The sequence below is a fragment of the Youhaiella tibetensis genome (assembly GCF_008000755.1).
GTDB lineage: Bacteria > Pseudomonadota > Alphaproteobacteria > Rhizobiales > Devosiaceae > Paradevosia > Paradevosia tibetensis.
The window spans coordinates 687,867-704,694 of the sequence record NZ_CP041690.1 but is presented as its reverse complement, the minus strand read 5'-3'; the positions used below and the strand labels follow the sequence as shown (position 1 = coordinate 704,694).

At 65.2% G+C, this 16,828-nt stretch carries 14 protein-coding genes; 8 read left to right on the top strand and 6 right to left on the bottom strand.

Annotation, left to right across the window (positions count from 1 at the left end; genetic code table 11):
• Position 1: 1 nt before the first annotated feature.
• From FNA67_RS03445 to FNA67_RS03420, 6 genes are all read right to left on the bottom strand, one after another.
• Positions 2–982 (bottom strand): sugar phosphate isomerase/epimerase family protein, encoded by a 981-nt coding sequence (locus FNA67_RS03445; RefSeq protein ID WP_147655085.1) that lies wholly within the window; start codon positions 980–982, stop codon positions 2–4.
• Positions 983–994: 12 nt separating this feature from the next.
• Positions 995–1,762, bottom strand: coding sequence for an SDR family NAD(P)-dependent oxidoreductase (locus FNA67_RS03440; RefSeq protein ID WP_147655084.1), 768 nt, complete (start codon positions 1,760–1,762; stop codon positions 995–997).
• On the bottom strand, positions 1,759–2,607 hold the full coding sequence (locus FNA67_RS03435) for a sugar phosphate isomerase/epimerase family protein (RefSeq protein ID WP_147655083.1): 849 nt from the start codon (positions 2,605–2,607) through the stop codon (positions 1,759–1,761). The genes FNA67_RS03440 and FNA67_RS03435 overlap by 4 nt, the downstream gene beginning before the upstream one ends.
• A 46-nt stretch (positions 2,608–2,653) precedes the next feature.
• Entirely contained in the window at positions 2,654–4,279 is a 1,626-nt protein-coding gene (locus FNA67_RS03430; protein ID WP_147655082.1) for an acyl-CoA dehydrogenase family protein, read from the bottom strand.
• Positions 4,280–4,322: 43 nt separating this feature from the next.
• The gene (recQ, locus tag FNA67_RS03425; RefSeq protein WP_049707716.1) at positions 4,323–6,143 is read right to left on the bottom strand and encodes a DNA helicase RecQ; all 1,821 of its coding nucleotides are present in this window, start codon (positions 6,141–6,143) and stop codon (positions 4,323–4,325) included.
• Between the two features lie 97 nt (positions 6,144–6,240).
• The gene (locus tag FNA67_RS03420) at positions 6,241–7,440 is read right to left on the bottom strand and encodes an aminotransferase class V-fold PLP-dependent enzyme (protein ID WP_210246429.1); all 1,200 of its coding nucleotides are present in this window, start codon (positions 7,438–7,440) and stop codon (positions 6,241–6,243) included.
• A 228-nt stretch (positions 7,441–7,668) separates the two neighbouring features.
• Here FNA67_RS03420 and FNA67_RS03415 point away from each other — a divergent pair, with 228 nt between their 5' ends.
• The 8 genes from FNA67_RS03415 to FNA67_RS03380 all read left to right on the top strand — a co-directional run bounded on the left by FNA67_RS03415 (position 7,669) and on the right by FNA67_RS03380 (position 16,775).
• Entirely contained in the window at positions 7,669–8,163 is a 495-nt protein-coding gene (locus tag FNA67_RS03415) for a GAF domain-containing protein (protein WP_053168193.1), read from the top strand.
• 133 nt (positions 8,164–8,296) lie between these two features.
• Positions 8,297–9,226 (top strand): ABC transporter permease, encoded by a 930-nt coding sequence (locus FNA67_RS03410; RefSeq protein ID WP_049707714.1) that lies wholly within the window; start codon positions 8,297–8,299, stop codon positions 9,224–9,226.
• Positions 9,223–10,374 (top strand): ABC transporter permease, encoded by a 1,152-nt coding sequence (locus tag FNA67_RS03405; RefSeq protein ID WP_210246428.1) that lies wholly within the window; start codon positions 9,223–9,225, stop codon positions 10,372–10,374. The genes FNA67_RS03410 and FNA67_RS03405 overlap by 4 nt, the downstream gene beginning before the upstream one ends.
• On the top strand, positions 10,371–11,375 hold the full coding sequence (locus FNA67_RS03400) for an ABC transporter ATP-binding protein (protein ID WP_147655080.1): 1,005 nt from the start codon (positions 10,371–10,373) through the stop codon (positions 11,373–11,375). The genes FNA67_RS03405 and FNA67_RS03400 overlap by 4 nt, the downstream gene beginning before the upstream one ends.
• A complete protein-coding gene (locus FNA67_RS03395) occupies positions 11,372–12,382 on the top strand; it encodes an ABC transporter ATP-binding protein (protein WP_147655079.1) in 1,011 nt (336 codons plus the stop codon). The genes FNA67_RS03400 and FNA67_RS03395 overlap by 4 nt, the downstream gene beginning before the upstream one ends.
• 38 nt (positions 12,383–12,420) lie before the next feature.
• Positions 12,421–14,010, top strand: coding sequence for a peptide ABC transporter substrate-binding protein (locus FNA67_RS03390; protein WP_147655078.1), 1,590 nt, complete (start codon positions 12,421–12,423; stop codon positions 14,008–14,010).
• Between the two features lie 133 nt (positions 14,011–14,143).
• Positions 14,144–15,154 (top strand): amino acid ABC transporter substrate-binding protein, encoded by a 1,011-nt coding sequence (locus FNA67_RS03385; protein ID WP_147655077.1) that lies wholly within the window; start codon positions 14,144–14,146, stop codon positions 15,152–15,154.
• Positions 15,155–15,170: 16 nt separating this feature from the next.
• Positions 15,171–16,775 (top strand): L,D-transpeptidase family protein, encoded by a 1,605-nt coding sequence (locus tag FNA67_RS03380; protein WP_170267195.1) that lies wholly within the window; start codon positions 15,171–15,173, stop codon positions 16,773–16,775.
• Positions 16,776–16,828: the final 53 nt, after the last annotated feature.

Here is a 16,828-nt window from a genome sequence, read left to right as displayed (position 1 = left end):
TTCACATCAACCCTATGGATTTCATATTGGCGGCGGAGCGCCTGATCATGGCGAGTTCGTAGTCGACCAGTTCGCCGTCGGCCTCACGCTCCCAAGGCGTGCGGTAGTCGGCGTCGGGAAGAAGCCGATTGCGCTGGGCGGCGAGGAGGCAGGCGGCCAGCGTCTCGGCTTCGCGCGGGGCATAGCCGCGCCACCAGCCGGGTGTGAAGAGGCGCACGTGGCGGGCTTCGAGGGCGCCGGGCTCAAGCACGGCAGTGAGATGCTGGTGATGCTGGGAGAGGATCGCGGCGATCTCGGCGAGAGGGACGGCGCCATCGCCTATCGCACATCGCACCAGCCGAAAGCCCTCCTCCGTGAACTGAACGCGATAGTCCTTGAGGTGGACGTGGCGCACATGGGGGGCGATGACCTGCGTGAAATCGAGCGGAGCCTCGCCCACCGGGAAGCTGTTGCCGGTGTCATAAACGATGCCGACATTGGGCCCGGCTTCGTTACAGAAATTGACCAGCTCGTGGCTGGTGAAATCCTGATGGTTCTCGATGACGAGGGTCAGGCCGTGTTCGGCGGCGCGCAGGGCCCAGTCGGCGAGCCGCGAGTGGACGATCGAGACCAGCTCGTACCACTTGGCACCCCAGGCGTTGCGATCGCCGCAGAGCACAGGGGTCAGCGCGAAACGGATGGTCTTGGCGTTGAGTGTGATCGCCGCACGGATGCAGGCTTCGATATTGCCGTGCTGAAGGCCGGAGCTGACGACCGGCGTCATGCCAAGGCCCTCGAGGCGGACGCGCAGGGCGGCCAGGTCGTCGGGGCCGAGCTTTTCGAGCCAGCCTTCCCATATTTCGAGGGTCTTGCCGCCGAGTTCATCAGCCAGGGCAATGAAACCCTCGAGCCCCTTCGGATCGGGATTGGCGCGCGGCGTACCGGCGCCCTGAAGGCCAAGGTAATAGGTAAGGCCGTATGGGTTCAGTCCGGTGCGCAGCATGTATTCCCCCCTTTAGGCTAGCCCGGCATCCACTATAAAACTCTGCTTGGTGATCATGGCGCTGTCATCGGCCGCCAGGAACAGCACCATGCGGGCGATCTCCTCGCCGGTGAGCACCTTCCTGATGAGCTGACGGCCAACCATCGCCTCGATGGATTGGGGCGTCCGGTACCAGAGCTGGCGCTGCCGCTCGGTCATGACGGCGCCCGGCTCGATGGCGTTGACGCGGATATTGTCGGGCCCGAACGCGCGCGCCAGGGCCTTGGTGAGGCCGAGGACCGCCGCCTTGGCGGTGGCGTAGGCGGCCATGGCGTCGGCACCGTTGCGCCAGGAGATGGACGAGAAATTGATGATCGAGCCGTGACCGAGCGCGCGCATGTGTGGATGGACGGCCTGGGCTGCAAAGAACTGGGGGCGCAGGTTTATGTCCTGGGCGCGGTCCCAATACTCGACGGTGACATCGGCGACCTGGTGGCGATCGTCGTTGGCGGCGTTGTTGACGAGGACGGCAACGGGGCCGAGGCGGGTGCGGACGGTCTCGATGGCAGCGCGCAGGGCCTCGATATCGGTGAGATCGCAGTGGAGGTAGAGCGGCTTGTGCGTGGCGGTGGCCAGATCGGCGACGAGGGCGTCCGCGGCTTCGTCCTGGATATCGAGGAAGGCGACCCTGGCGTCGTTTTCGGCAAAGGCGCGCACGACGTCGGCGCCGATACCCGAGGCACCGCCGGTGACGAGGACGACGCAGCCGGCAAGGCTGGGATAGCGCGCGTACTGGCTCATGCGGCGGCGTCCCAACCCTGGCGCATGAGCGCATAGGCGCCCCGATAGACGGCCTCGGGGCCTTCGAAAAGGGGCCGCCAGATCCTGGTCGCGGCGGACAGGTCGGGGAGTGCGGAGCCGAAGGCCTCGACCGTCATCCAGCCATCATAGCCGGCAGTACGCAGGGCTCGAAACACAGCGGCAAAGTCGATATGGCCGGCTCCCGGAATGCCGCGATTGTTTTCCGAAATGTGGACGTGGTTGATCTGGCCGATGGTGCGGGCGACCGCGTCGGTCAGCGAGTTCTCCTCGATGTTGAAATGGAAGGTGTCGTAGAGATAGCCGTAAGCCGGCTCATCGACGCGCCGGACCAGTTCGGCGGCGGCAGCGGCGGTGTTGAGGAAGTAGCACTCGAAGCGATTGAGGGGTTCGACCGAGAGCTTGACGCCGGCCCTTCCGGCATATTGGGCGGCGGCCTTGTGAACTTCGACGCAACGGGACTTTTCGTCCTCAGTGGGCCCCTGACCGGTGAATTCGCCGAGGGGCTGGAAGAAGGGACCGGCGAAGAGTTCGGCGCCGAGAGCCGCGCAGCAATCGACGGCCCATTTGAGATGGTCGAGCGCCTTTTCGCGCAGGACGGGATCGGGGGAAAGCGGATTGCCGCCGGAAGGCATGGCCCCGGCAGCGGTGCACTGGAGGCCGGCATTCTCGATCTGCGTGCGCAGCCATGCGAAATGGGTTTCTTCGCCCGAGAAGACCGGGATTTCCACCCCGTCATAGCCCGTAGCCTTGATGGCGTCGAGGATCGGCAGGTGCTGCTCGGCGACGTGCGTCGTCCAGAGCAGGAAGTTGAAGCCGAGTTTCAAAGAAAGTCCCCCCTCAGCGACTCTCTTGAGGAATCGTTCTTGTATGTCAGATCATAGCGACAAGACGCGCCGCGTCGATGCCCTCCGGCAAGGTGCCGAAAGTGCGTCCCCATTCGCCATCGAGGCGCGTGCGGATGAAGGCTGAGGCGGCGAGCTGATCACCGTGACGCAGCAGCAGGCTCGCCTGCAGCAGGAGAGCCAGCCGCTCGACGAAATGGCGGGCTTCCTCGTCCTGGACGCCGGTCGAGTAGCGAGCCAGGGTCGCATCGAGCGCGGCATCGAACCGGCGGTCGGCACCACGGGCTGCCGCAAGTTCGGCAGCCAGGGCGTCGAGAGCTTCGGGTTGCTTGCGGATGGTGCGCAGGACGTCGAGGCACACGATGTTGCCAGAACCCTCCCAGATGGCATTGAGAGGCGCCTCACGATAGAGCCAGGGCATCGGCCCTTCCTCGACGTAGCCCGAGCCGCCGAGGCATTCCATGGCTTCGGCCACGAAGGCCGGGCAGCGCTTGTTGGACCAGTATTTGGCAAGGGCCACCGCAAGGCGGGCAAAGGCGCGCTCGCTGTCGCTGGCGGCATCGAAGGACTGGGCCACGCGCAGGCCGATGGCGAGCGAACCCAGCCAGTCGAGCGTCAGGTCCGTGAGCACAGACCGCATCAGCGGTTGCTCGACGAGCGGCATGCCGAAGGCCATGCGGTTACGCGCCCACCAGGCGGCCTCCGAGAGGGCGCGACGCATGAGGCCGGCCGGTGCCATGGCGGTATCCAGGCGGGTGTGGTGGACCATCTCGATGATGGTGGGAACGCCCCTGCCCGGCTCGCCGACGCGCTCGGCCCAGGCGCCATGATATTCGATCTCGGCGGAGGCGTTGGCGCGGTTGCCGAGCTTGTCCTTGAGGCGCATCAGGTGGATGGCGTTGCGGGTGTCGTCGGGCTGCCAGCGCGGCACGAGGAAGCAGGTGAGCCCCTCGCCGGTCTGGGCAAGGGTGAGGAAGGCGTCCGACATGGGGGCCGAGCAGAACCATTTGTGGCCGAAAAGGCGATAGCCGGAGCCGTCGCGTTCGGCACGGGTCTGGTTGGCCCGCAGGTCCGATCCTCCCTGCTTTTCGGTCATGGCCATGCCGATGGTGAGGCCGGCCTTCTCGTGGGCCGGGAGCACGGCGGGATCGTAGCGGGCGGAGGTGAGGCCGGGGCGCCACCGGGCCGCAAGGTCGGGCGCGGCCGCCAGCGCAGGGATGGCGGCATAGGTCATGGTCATGGGGCAGCAGACGCCCGGCTCGACCTGGGTGAGAAGATAGACCATGGCGGCATGGGCAAGGTGGCCGCCGGTATCTCCGGCGGTCCAGGCAAGGGCGCTATAGCCGCCCTCCAGCCCCTTGCGCATGAGTTCGTGATAGGCGGGGTGGAATTCGACTTCGTCGAGTCGACGGCCGGCGCGATCGAAGGTTTTCAGCTCGGGCGGGCAACGGTTGGCCTGGCGCGCCTCAAGCAGAGACTCGCTGGCGCCGACGGTGGCGGCGAAACCGGCGACATGGCCAGCATGGGCGGGAGCCAGGCGCTCGACGGTCTGGCGCAGGGGAGCGTCCTCGGCCCAGAGCGCCAGGCTTTCGCGCGGCTCGGGCTGGTTGAAAACCCGATGGGTTTCCAGGTTCGTCTCAGGTTTGAATGCCATCTGACCCTCCCACAGCAACTAGGCGGCTGCGAGCAGAGGGCTGTCAAGCGGCGTGGTTGGCGATCACCGCGAGGAAGGCCTCGCCATAGCGTTCGAGCTTGGAGTGGCCGACGCCGGGCAGGACGCCCAGGTCCGAAATCGAACCGGGGCGGACCAGGGCCATGGCCTGGAGGGTCGAGTCATGGAAGACCACATAGGGCGGCACGCCCTGGAGCTTGGCCAGACGCAGGCGCTCGGCGCGCAGGGCGTCAAAGAGCGAGGCTGCTTCGGGTGGCATGTCGAAGACCGTGGACCGGAGCGAGCGACGGACATCGGCGGCCTTCTTGGGCCGATCCTGCCGGAAGGTGACCTTGCGCTCGCCGCGGAAGACTGGGCGCGCTTCTTCGCTCAGGGTCAGGGCGCCATGCGCTTCGTGATCGATGAGGATGAAGCCGGAGGCGGTGAGCTGGCGCAGGACCGATTGCCAGGTCCGGGCATCGAGGTCCTTGCCTGCGCCGAAGACCTTCTGGGTGTGGTGACCGAAGCGGGTGACCTTTTCGGTTTCCTTGCCGACGAGCACATCGACGATATGGCCGGCGCCAAAGCGCTGGCCGGTGCGGAAGATGGCGGCAAGCGCCTTGACGGCGGCGTCGGTGCCATCCCAGGTGGCGACGGGGGACCGGCAGGTATCGCAGTTGCCGCAATTGCCCCCATGGGTCTCGCCGAAATGGGCGAGAATGGCCTGGCGGCGGCAGGACGCGGTCTCGCAGATGCCGAGAAGGGCGTTGAGCTTGCCGCGCTCGATGCGCTTGATTTCCTCGGGGGCGCCGCCTTCATCGATCATGCGGCGACGCTGGACGACATCGGCCATGCCGTAGCTCATCCAGGCGTCCGACGGCAGGCCGTCGCGACCGGCGCGGCCTGTTTCCTGGTAGTAGGCTTCGACCGAAGACGGCAGGTCGAGATGGGCGACGTAGCGCACGTCGGGCTTGTCGATGCCCATGCCGAAGGCGACGGTGGCGACGAGGCAGAGGCCGTCGTCGTTGAGGAAGGCATCCTGGTTGGCGGCGCGGGCGTCGGCGTTCATGCCGGCGTGATAGGGCAAGGCGCGGATGCCCTGCCCGTTGAGCCATTCGGCGGTTTCATCGACCTTGTTACGCGACAGGCAATAGACGATGCCGGAATTGCCCTTGTGGCCAGCGAGGAAAGCCAGGAGCTGGCGGCGCGGATTGTCGCGCTCGACAATGGTGTAGCTGATGTTGGGGCGATCGAAGCTCGTGGTGAAGACACGCGCTTCGTCCAGCGCCAGCTTCTCGATGATGTCGGCGCGGGTCGTGGGATCGGCTGTGGCGGTGAGGGCGATGCGCGGGACCGAGGGGAAGAGCTCGGCGAGGATCGCCAACTCCCTGTATTCCGGGCGGAAATCGTGCCCCCACTGGCTCACGCAATGAGCCTCGTCGATGGCGAAGAGCGCGATGTCGGATTCGGAAAGGAGCTGGCGGAAGCCGGGCGTGGCAAGGCGTTCGGGCGTGACGTAAAGCAGGTCGAGTTCGCCCTGCCGGAGCCGGCGACGCACGTCGAAAGCCTCGTCCTGGGAGAGGGCCGAATTAAGCGCGGCGGCGCGGACACCGGCCTGGCGCAAGGCCTCGACCTGATCGCGCATCAGGGCGATGAGGGGGGAAATGACGATGCCGGTGCCGGCCCGGCAGAGAGCGGGGATCTGGTAGCAGGCGGACTTTCCGGCGCCGGTGGGAAAGAGCACCACCGCGTCGCCGCCGCCGGTGACGTGGCGCACGACATCCTCCTGCTGGCCGCGAAAGGCGGCGTGGCCGAAGACTTCACGCAGGACGTCGGCGGGATCTTTCAGCGGGGCGGAGGCGAGCATGGGCGAAACGAATCTCTTGTCGCCCCACTGATAGCAGAGGGCGACGGGTGACCCAAATTGGGACTTCTGCAGTAAAGCCGCCGTATCGGCGAACGGATTACGAACGCATCCTGGACGGAGCCTGAACCAGATCCAGCAGCTCCGTCAGCGCATCGATCAGGACGTCCATCTGTTCGCGGGAATTATAGCCCTGAACCGAGACGCGGACGATGGACTGCTGCTTCCACTTGAACACCGGAATTTCGATGGCATAGCGCTCAAGCAGCGCGTCGTGGATGACGAGAGGATCGCAATCGGGGATGGGCATGGCGACCATCTGTGGCGCGCAGAATTCGGACGCGGATAGAGGCTCGAGGCCCGTGAGCGCGCAAAGGCGCGCGGCGGTCTCCTGGGCGAGGGACGTGCAGGCGCGCGTCACGGCGTCCCAATCGTGCTCGCGCCGGAAGGCGAGCGCCGAGGGGACGGCGAGCCAGGCGGAGGGATCTCGCGTGCCCTGCATCTCGATCTCGTCAATGAAGGGCGAATTACCGAAGGCGCCCCTGGCGCCGGGCTGCCGGGACTGGGCGGTCCAGCCATGGCTGACGACGAGCGGATCGAGGCGATCCTGCATTTCGGGCCGGGCATAGAGGAAGGCCGAGCCCTTGGGCGTCATGAGCCACTTGTGGCAGTTGCCCGAATAGAAATCGGCGCCTAGGGCATCGAGATCGAGAGGGATGTGACCGGGAGTGTGCGCGCCATCGATGACGGAGACGATACCACGGCTGCGCGCCTCGGCGACGATGCGCTCGATCGGGAAGACCAGTGCGGTCGGCGAGGTGATGTGGGAGAGGAAGAGCACGCGGGTGCGCTCGGTGATGCCGGCGCGCAGGGCGTCGGTGAAGGCCTCCTCGGAAACCAGCGGCATGGGAACATCGACGGTGACGATGCGGGCACCGGTCTTGCCGGTGACGTAGGCCCAGGTCTTTTCGAGGGCGGAGTATTCGTGGTCGGTGGTCAGGATTTCATCGCCCGGCTGCAGGTCGAGCGACTGCGCCACGATGTTGAGGCCCGTGGTGGCGTTGACGACGCCTACGAGGTTTTCGGGGCTGGTGCCGAGATAGGCGGCGAGTTCGACGCGGGGCACGCGCAGGCGTTCGGTCAGTTCGCGCCCGAGAAAGGCGACCGGCTGGGACTCAAGCTCGCGCTGGATGGACTGGTAGGTCTCAAAGACCGGACGCGGGCAGGCGCCGAAGGAACCGTGGTTGAGGAAGAGGACATCCTCGAAGAGGAGGAAGTGGCGGGCAAGATTGGAGGGCACGGCGGCAGGTTCCGGTGGCGGGTGGTGGGATGTGGCAGGTTTTGAGGGCTGGAGGCAAGCGGGGTGATGGTGCCGGGGATCACCCCCACCTCTATTCCCCCATGAGGGGGAACGGCGACCTACCGTTTCTTGACCGGATTTGATCCGGAAGCCGGCGAAGCCGGGCCCGCTGGTCAGGGCTGTGGGTTGCTGTATGTTGGCGCCGTTCTCAACCACTGGATTCGTCTCATGGATTTCGCTGCGCTCAAGCGATTTGAAGATGCCCTTGCCGCCTATGAAACCGAACGGGACGTGGGGCGTGCGTTGCATCGGCTGGCCAAGGAGACGGTGGGGGTCAAGCTCTTCACCATGACCGCCGACAATCCCGATGCTGGCTATGTGCGGCGGGTCTATTCGAGCGACGAGGCGGCTTACCCGATCCTGGGCACCAAGCCGATCGTGTTCGATGCGAACTACGAAGCGATGACCAGGGATCGCAAGACCTATGTCGCCAATTCGCTCAAGGAGATGGAAGGCGACTTCCCTGACCTCGACCTGATCAAGTCACTCGGTTGCGGATCGGCGATCAACATGCCGGTGGTGGCGGGTGGCAAGATGCTGGGCTCGGTCAACCTGCTCGATGCCGAGCACTATTACGGGCCCGAGCGGGTGGCACTGGTCGAGCAATTGGTGGTGCCGGCGATGGCCTGTTTCCTTATCCTGCGCAGCGCGTTCACTATTTGAAACACCATTCCCCTGATAACGACATCACAGCAAAAAAGTTTTGTTGCATCAAAAAAATTTAGATGCTGTGATGAGTTAGGGCTACAGGGGCGAGTTTGGATTTGGACGGCGTTAGGCAGATTGGCGGGTCACGATGACCGGTTATGTACTCCAGCGCCTTGGCCTGATGCTCGTGACGCTCCTGGCGATCGTCACCCTCACCTTTTTCCTCATGCATGCGGTGCCGGGCGGGCCTTTCACGTCCGAGAAGATGATGCAGCCTGAAATCCAGGCGGCGCTCAACGCCAAGTATCACCTCGATGATCCGCTCTGGCTGCAATATCTCAACTACCTCAAGGGCGTGCTGACGCTCGATCTGGGCCCCTCGTTCAAATATGCGGGGATGAGCGTCAACCAGATCATCATGGAAGGCCTGCCGGTTACGGCCAAAGTGGGCTTTTTCGCGCTGATCTGCGTGGTGGCGCTCGGCGTGCCGCTGGGCGTGGTGGCCGCGCTCAACCGCAACCGCTGGCCCGATACGCTGGTGATGGTGATCGCCACGGTCGGGGTGGCGGTGCCCTCCTACGTGATCGCGACCATTGCGCTCTATGTGTTCGCACTGCGGCTCGGCTGGGTGCCGACCTTCGGGCTCGATGACTGGCGCGGCTATCTGCTGCCGGTCTTCGCGCTTTCGGGGTTCTGGATCTCGTTCATCGCGCGGCTGTCGCGGTCGAGCCTGCTCGAAACGCTCGACCAGGACTACATGACCACCGCCAAGGCCAAGGGGCTCAAGCGCGGCCAGGTGCTGTTCAAGCACGGCCTGCGCAATTCGCTGATCCCGGTGGTGACGGTGCTGGGGCCGGTGACGGCGAACCTGCTCACGGGCTCGTTCGTCATCGAGCAGATCTTCGCACTGCCGGGGATCGGGCGGCACTTCGTGCTCTCGATCACCAATCGCGACTATACGGCCATCATGGGCATCACGATCTTCTATGCGGCGATCCTGATGATCATGATCTTCATCGTGGACATGCTCTATCTGCTGCTCGATCCACGCATCAAATACGGAGCGCGCGGGAAATGACCGATATCGCTCCGGACATGTGGGCTCCGGCCAGGCGCGACGCGGCGCAGGCCGAATATATCGCGGCCCCCAGCCTCACCTACTGGCAGGACGTGCGCCAGCGGCTCTGGCAGAACCGTCCGGCCATGCTGGGGCTGGGCTTCATCATCGTGCTGGTGCTGGCGGCGATCTTCGGGCCGATGGTCTCGCCGCACAATTACTACGACCAGAACCTCAAGTTCGCCAACATCCCGCCGGTGTTCCAGACCTATGAGGTCGGCGACACGCGCTTCTTCTTCAACTCGGGCAATTTCAACCTCTATGAAGTTTCCCCGGAAGGCGAGATCGAAGGGCTGCTGCGGGCGAGCAAGAAGGACCTGATCAAGAAGCAGCAGCAGTTCAAGTTCGGCGACGAGACGCTGATCCTCGACACCGCCAAGCAGACGCTGACGCTCGACGGGACGCCGCTGGAGCCGACCGGCTGGCAATGGAACCGCTCCAACCTTTTTGGCACCGACCAGCTCGGGCGCGACGTGCTGGCGCGCCAGCTCTATGGCGCACGCATCTCGCTGACGGTGGCGTTCGTGGCGACGCTGGTGAACTTCTTCATCGGGGTCTTCTATGGCGGCATTTCGGGATATCTGGGCGGGCGGGTCGACCTCGTCATGATGCGGATCGTCGAGGTGATCTCGACCATTCCGCTCACGCTCTACGTGATCCTGATGATGGTGGTGCTCAATTCCGGGTTCTTCTCGGTCGTGCTCGCCATCGGCACGGTCTATTGGGTCGACATGGCGCGGATCGTGCGCGGGCAGATCCTGACGCTCAAGGAACAGGACTACGTGGCGGCCGCACGGACGATGGGGGCTTCGACCGGGCGTATCCTCACACGGCACCTCCTGCCCAACACCATCGGGCCGATCCTCGTGACCCTCACCATGCTCATCCCCAGCGCCATCTTCATCGAGAGCTTCATGAGCTTTATCGGACTGGGCGTGACCCCGCCGCAGGCAAGCTGGGGCACGCTGACGAGCGAAGCGGTCGAGACGCTGCGCGCCTATCCCTACCAGCTCTTCTTCCCGGCGGCGGCGATCAGCCTGACCATGTTCGCCTTCAACTTCCTGGGCGACGGCCTGCGCGACGCGCTCGACCCGAGGCTGCGCAAATGAGCCTGCTGAGCGTTCGCGACCTCAAGACCAGCTTCTTTACCTCCCGCGGCGAAGTGCAGGCCGTGCGCGGCGTGTCGTTCGACGTGCGGCCGGGCGAAATCCTCGGCATCGTGGGTGAAAGCGGCTCGGGCAAGTCGATCACCTGCATGAGCGTGTTGCGGCTGCTCAAGAGCGCCGGGCGCGTCATCGGGGGCGAAGCGCTGTTCGAGGGGCGTGATCTCCTCAAGCTTGACGACGAGGACCTGCGGCAGTTGCGCGGCAACGAGATCGCCATGATCTTCCAGGACCCGATGACCTCGCTCAACCCGACGCTGAGCGTGGGCGAGCAGGTGATGGAGACGATCCTGCGGCACCGCAAGGTAACGCGCGCGGAGGCCCGGCAGCGAGCTATCGAGCTCTTCGAGCTGGTGCGCATTCCCAATGCGGCCGCACGGCTCAAGGCCTATCCGCACCAGTTCTCGGGCGGCATGCGCCAGCGCGTGATGATCGCGATGGCGCTTTCGTGCGACCCCAAGCTTCTGATCGCGGACGAACCGACGACGGCGCTCGACGTCACCATCCAGCGCCAGATCCTGGCGCTGCTCAAGGAATTGCAATCCCGACTGGGGATGGCGGTGATCCTCATCACCCATGACCTGGGCGTCATCGCCGAGGTTACCGACCGGGTGCTGGTAATGTATGGCGGCATGGCCATGGAACAGGGGCTGGTGCGCGAAGTCTTCGCGCGACCATCCCACCCCTATACGCGCGGGCTTCTGGCCTCGATCCCCAAGCTGCGCGAAGGCATGCATGCGCGGTTGACTCCAATTCCGGGCTCGCCACCCGACATGCTGCGGCCGCCCAAGGGGTGCCCCTTCGCACCGCGCTGCCCGCAGGCGATGCTGCAATGCGAGGCAGCAATGCCGCCGCTCTTCGATATCGGCACCGAGCATGATGCGCGGTGCTGGCTGCATCACCCCGAAGCGCCGAAGGTCACCGGCGAGCTGGAGGCGGTGCGATGAACGAGGCAAGCTCGAAGCCGCTGGTGGAGATCAGGGGGCTGACCAAGCATTTTTCGCTGCCGGGCGAATTCCTCAAGCCCAAGCCGGTGCTGCGCGCGGTCGACGGCGTCGATCTCGAAATCCGGCGCGGCGAAACGCTGGGGCTGGTGGGCGAGAGCGGGTGCGGGAAGTCTACGCTGGCGCGCACGCTGATCCGCCTCTACGAGCCGACTTCGGGAGAGATGCTGTTCGAGGGCGAGGATATCGCCCGGCTCTCGGAGCGGGCGCTGATGCCGTTCCGGCGGCGCATGCAGATGATCTTCCAGGACCCCTATGCCTCGCTCAACGGGCGCATGACGGTGAGGGATCTCATCGCCGAGCCGCTGGAGATCGCCAAGGTCGGCACGGCGGAAAGCCGGATGCGGCGGGTGGACGAACTGCTAGAGCGCGTGGGGCTGACGCGCGACCACGGCATGCGGTTTCCGCACGAGTTTTCGGGCGGGCAGCGCCAGCGCATCGGCATTGCGCGCGCCATCGCGCTCAACCCGGAACTGGTGGTGTGCGACGAGCCGATCTCGGCGCTGGACGTCTCGATCCAGGCGCAGGTGGTCAACATGCTCGAGGACCTGCAGGACGAGCTGGGGCTGACCTATCTCTTCATCACCCACGACCTTTCCATGGTCCGGCATATCTCGGACCGGATCGGGGTGATGTATCTGGGCAAGATCGTGGAGCTGGCGCCGAACGATGCGCTCTATGCGCGCCCGTCCCACCCCTACACGCAGGCGCTGCTCGCCTCCATTCCGGTGGCCGACCCCGAGGCGCGCGGCGACGCGGCGCCGATGACGGGGGAGATACCCAGCCCGATCGACCTGCCATCGGGCTGCCGGTTCCGGACGCGGTGTCCGTTTGCCACCGAACTCTGCGCCCGGCAGGAGCCGCCGCTGCGCGAGCTTGGCGAGGGCCATTCGGCCGCCTGCCATTATGCCGAAGACATAAGGTCCGGAAGGACCCCGAGATCCGCCTGAGGGAGGCGGCACGACACTTTGAACAAGGAGAGAGACAGATGATGAAACGTTTGCTGCCGCTCATGACGGCAGCCCTGCTGGCCACCGCTGCACCGGCCTGGGCCGCGGGCGAATTGACCTATGTGGTCAACAACGAAAGCGCCCAGTTTGACCCCTCGACCACGGCCGAGACCTTCGCGCTGCCGGTGATCGGCAACAGCTTCGAGGGCCTCGTCAAGTTCGCCGAGGACGGCAGCGTGGTGCCGGCCCTGGCCGAAAAGTGGGAAGTGTCCGAGGACGGCCTCACCTATACGTTCCACCTGCGCGATGACGCCAAGTGGTCGGACGGCAAGCCGGTGACTGCGGGCGACTTCGTCTATGCCTGGAAGCGCGTGCTCACCCCGGCCGCAGGCGCCAAGAATGCGCCGATCCTTTACGCAATCGCCGGCGCCGAGGAGTTCTTCAACGATCCCTCCAAGGAATCGGGGCTGCAGGTCAAGGCGGTCGACGACAAGACGCTGAGCTTCACGCTCAAGCAGCGCCTGCCCTACCTCATGCAGATCCTGCCGTTCTCGGTGTTCTACCCGGTGCGCGAGGATATCGTCTCGGCCGATCCGGATGGCTGGACGCGCAAGCCCGAGACCTATATCGGCACCGGCCCCTTCCGCGTGTCGGCGATGAAGTTCGGCGAATCCATCGTTCTCGAAAAGAACCCGAACTATTACGACGCGGCCAATGTCTCGCTCGACAAGGTGACGCTGCGACTGATCCCCGAGCAGGCGACGGCGCTCGCCGCCTACGAGGCGGGCGATGTCGACGGCATCGAGGCGGTTCCGGCTCCCGAGATTCCGCGCCTCTCGTCCGAGGAGGGTAACGGCTTCATGGTCGTGCCGGCACTCGGCACCACCTATGCGTTCTTCAACCCGCACCAGAAGCCGCTCGACGACGTGCGCGTGCGCCAGGCACTCTCGATGGCGATCGACCGCGAGGAGATCGTCGAGTTCGTGCTGCAGTCGGCCGACCAGCCGGCCATCGCGCTCGTCCCCCCGGGAATGACCCTGGCGGGCGAGGACTTCCGTGACGGCACCGACAATTTCGGTCTCTCCACGACGGCTGACGTCGAGGGTGCGCAGAAGCTGCTGGCGGACGCCGGCTACCCCAACGGGGAAGGCTTCCCGGCGACGGTCTTCATGACCTATTCGTCCCCGCCGATCGAAAAGCTTCTCGAAGCCATCCAGCAGATGTGGAAGAAGAACCTCAACATCGACGTCAAGATCCAGGCGTCCGAGTGGCAGGTGTTCTATCCGGAAGTGCAGAAGGTCGAGTACCAGATCGCCCAGATGGGCTGGGGCGCCGACTATCCGCACCCGATGACGTTCCTCGAGAACTTCGTCACCGGCAGCCCCAACAACCTCGCCAACTGGTCGAACCCCGATTACGACAAGCTGATCGAGGACTCCAAGGCCACCAATGACGAGAAGGTGTCGCTGGACGACATGCGCAAGGCCGAGGCGATCATGATGAACGACCACGTGATCCTGCCGCAGTACCACCGCAACAACTACATGATGATGAAGCCCTATGTGAAAGGCTTCTGGCGCTCGGCGCTCAACCAGCCGTATTTCTCGGGCGTGACCATCGAGAAGTAAGCGCGCCGGTTCATGGCGAAAGCGATGCGGCCGCTGCTTGTGCAGCGGCCGTTTTTCTTGGGCGGTACAAAGTCTTGCCAGTTGCGGCGCGAATGCTATCGTGCACGAAAGCTTGAGCAGGATGGATGTTCGCATGGCGATATCAATCGGACGGCTTGCGCTACCGCTGCTGCTTGCCGCCGCCACGCTGGGTGGCGCCGGTGCGGCCAGGGCGGACACCCTGAGCGAGGTGCGAGCGCGCGGGGAGCTGGTCTGCGGCGTCAGCGAGGGCCTGCGAGGCTTTTCCGAAAAGAGCGCGGACGGCACCTGGGACGGGTTCGATGTCGATTTCTGCAAGGCCGTGGCGCTGGCGATCTTCGGCGACGGCACCAAGGTGCAATACGTGCCGCTCTCGGCCGAGGAGCGGTTCGCGGCGCTGGGCGACAAGAAGATCGACCTGCTCTCGCGGAACAGCACCTGGACGATGTCGCGGGACGTGGGCATGCCGCTCGAGTTCGTGGGCGTAAGCTATTTCGACGGCCAGGGGTTCATGGTGCCGGCGCTCTACGGCGCCACCAGTTCGCTCGAACTGGGCGGTGCACGCATCTGCGTGGTGAGCGGAACGACGACCCAGGACAACGCCACCGCCTATTTCGATCACGCGGGACTGAAGGTGACGTTCCTCACCTTCAAGGAGCGGCCCGAGGCGCGGGCGGCTTATGAACAGGGCAAGTGCGACGCCTATACGGCGGACCGCTCGGCGCTGGCGGCGGAGCGCTCGCTGCTGGCGCAGCCGGACGACCACGTGATCCTCAAGGACGTCATCTCAAAGGAGCCGCTCGGGCCGGTGGTGCGCGACGACGATCCGACCTGGATCAACCTGGTGCGCTGGACGCTGTTCGGGCTGATCGACGCCGAGGAAAACAAGCTGGCTAGCACTACATCGAGCACCGATGCCACCGCCTTCCTCATCGAAATGGGGGCCCCGGCGGCCAAGGCGTTCGGGCTGACGCCCAACTGGCTCGGCACCATCCTGGCGGGCGTCGGCAATTACGGGGAGATCTTCGCGCGCAACCTGGGCGAGGATACGCCCATGGCGCTACCGCGCGGGCTCAACGCACTCTGGCTGGAAGGCGGGATCCTCTATGCGCCGCCCATGGAATAGCCTTCGCGCGCTGCTGATGGTTGCGATGCTCGCCTTGGCGGCGGGCGCCCTGCCCGCGCAGGCGCAGATCCTGGAGACACCGCGCGAGGTCGCGGCGGTACGCATCAACATCATCGACCTGCTGGCCAACGAAGACGGGCTGCCGCTGCCGATCAAGCAGCGGCGCGAGGTGCTGCGGGCCTATTACGAGGCCGCCAATGGCGACCTGCTATGGCTCAATTCCAATCGCGGCGAGCAGTTTCTCGCGCGGCTGGCGGATGCGGAATCGGACGGGCTGACCGCGGCCGACTATCCGGGCGCGCAACTGGGACGACTGCTCGACGTGGCGCACTCGACCGACCTGCGCAGCCTGGGGATCATCGAGCTCTTCTTTTCTGCGGCGCTGCTCGAATATACCTCGGACCTTTCGGTGGGGCGGTTCCTGCCGGGAAAAGTCGACCCCAATTTCTTCATCCAGGGACGCAAGATCGACCAGGCCCAGGCGCTCTCCGAGCTGGCGCAGACCCTGGACATCAAAGGGTTCCTCGATGCCTGGGCCCCGCCGGACCCTGAATACGGGGCGCTGAAGCACGCGCTGGCCGAGTACCATGCGATGGCGGCCCATGGGGGCTGGGGCACGGTACCGCTCGGCGATGTGCTCAAGCCCGAAACGATCGACCCGCGCGTGCCGGCCTTGCGCGCGCGACTGGCCATTACCGACGCGGCCGAACCGGCACTCGATGATCCCCAGCTCTACGACCAGCCCCTGGTGGAAGCGGTCGAGCGTTTCCAGAAGCGGCACGGACTGGAAGCGGATGGGGTGGTCGGCCCGGCGACGCTGGTCGCGCTCAACGTGCCGGTCGAGGAGCGCATCGCCAGCATCGAGCTGGCGATGGAACGCTGGCGCTGGATGCCGCGCGACCTGGGACCGCGCTATGTGATGGTCAATATCGCCGGCTTCGAGCTCAAGCGGGTGGAAGCGGGCGCGGTGGCCGAGCGCATGCCGGTGGTGGTGGGCAAGCCCTACAGCCGCACGCCGGTGTTTTCGGACAGCATCCGTTACCTCGAATTCAATCCCTATTGGACCGTGCCGACCGGCATCGCCATCAAGGAGGAATTGCCCAAGCTGCAGAGCAATCCCTCGAGCCTGGCGGCACAGGGCTTCGAGGCCGTGGCGGGCGGTCAGGCCTATGACCTGCGCGCCATCGACTGGACGCGCTACGGCAGCGGCAACTTCCCGTTCCAGCTGCGGCAGAGGCCGGGCGAGAGCAATGCGCTGGGACGGGTGAAGTTCATGTTCCCCAATGCCCACGACGTCTACCTGCACGATACGCCCTCGCGCAGTCTCTTCGGACGGGCGGAGCGCGCCTTCAGCCATGGCTGCATCCGCGTGTCGCGGCCCCTCGAGCTGGCCGATGCGGTGTTGCGCGATGGCGGGGTGGCCGGCTGGAGCTCGGCCAAGATCGATGCGGTGGTGGACAGCAGGGACAACACCGTGGTGACCCTGGCCAATCCGCTCCCCGTCCACATCACGTACCTCACGGCCTGGGTGGAGGACGGAACGGTCAACTTCCGCAAGGATATCTACGAGCACGACACCAAGCTGGTGGCGGCGCTGGATGGCAAGTCCATCGCCTGGTGACTTGCCGACCGCCCGGTGTGCGCAGCCGCCGCACCCCCTCTTCCCAAATTCTA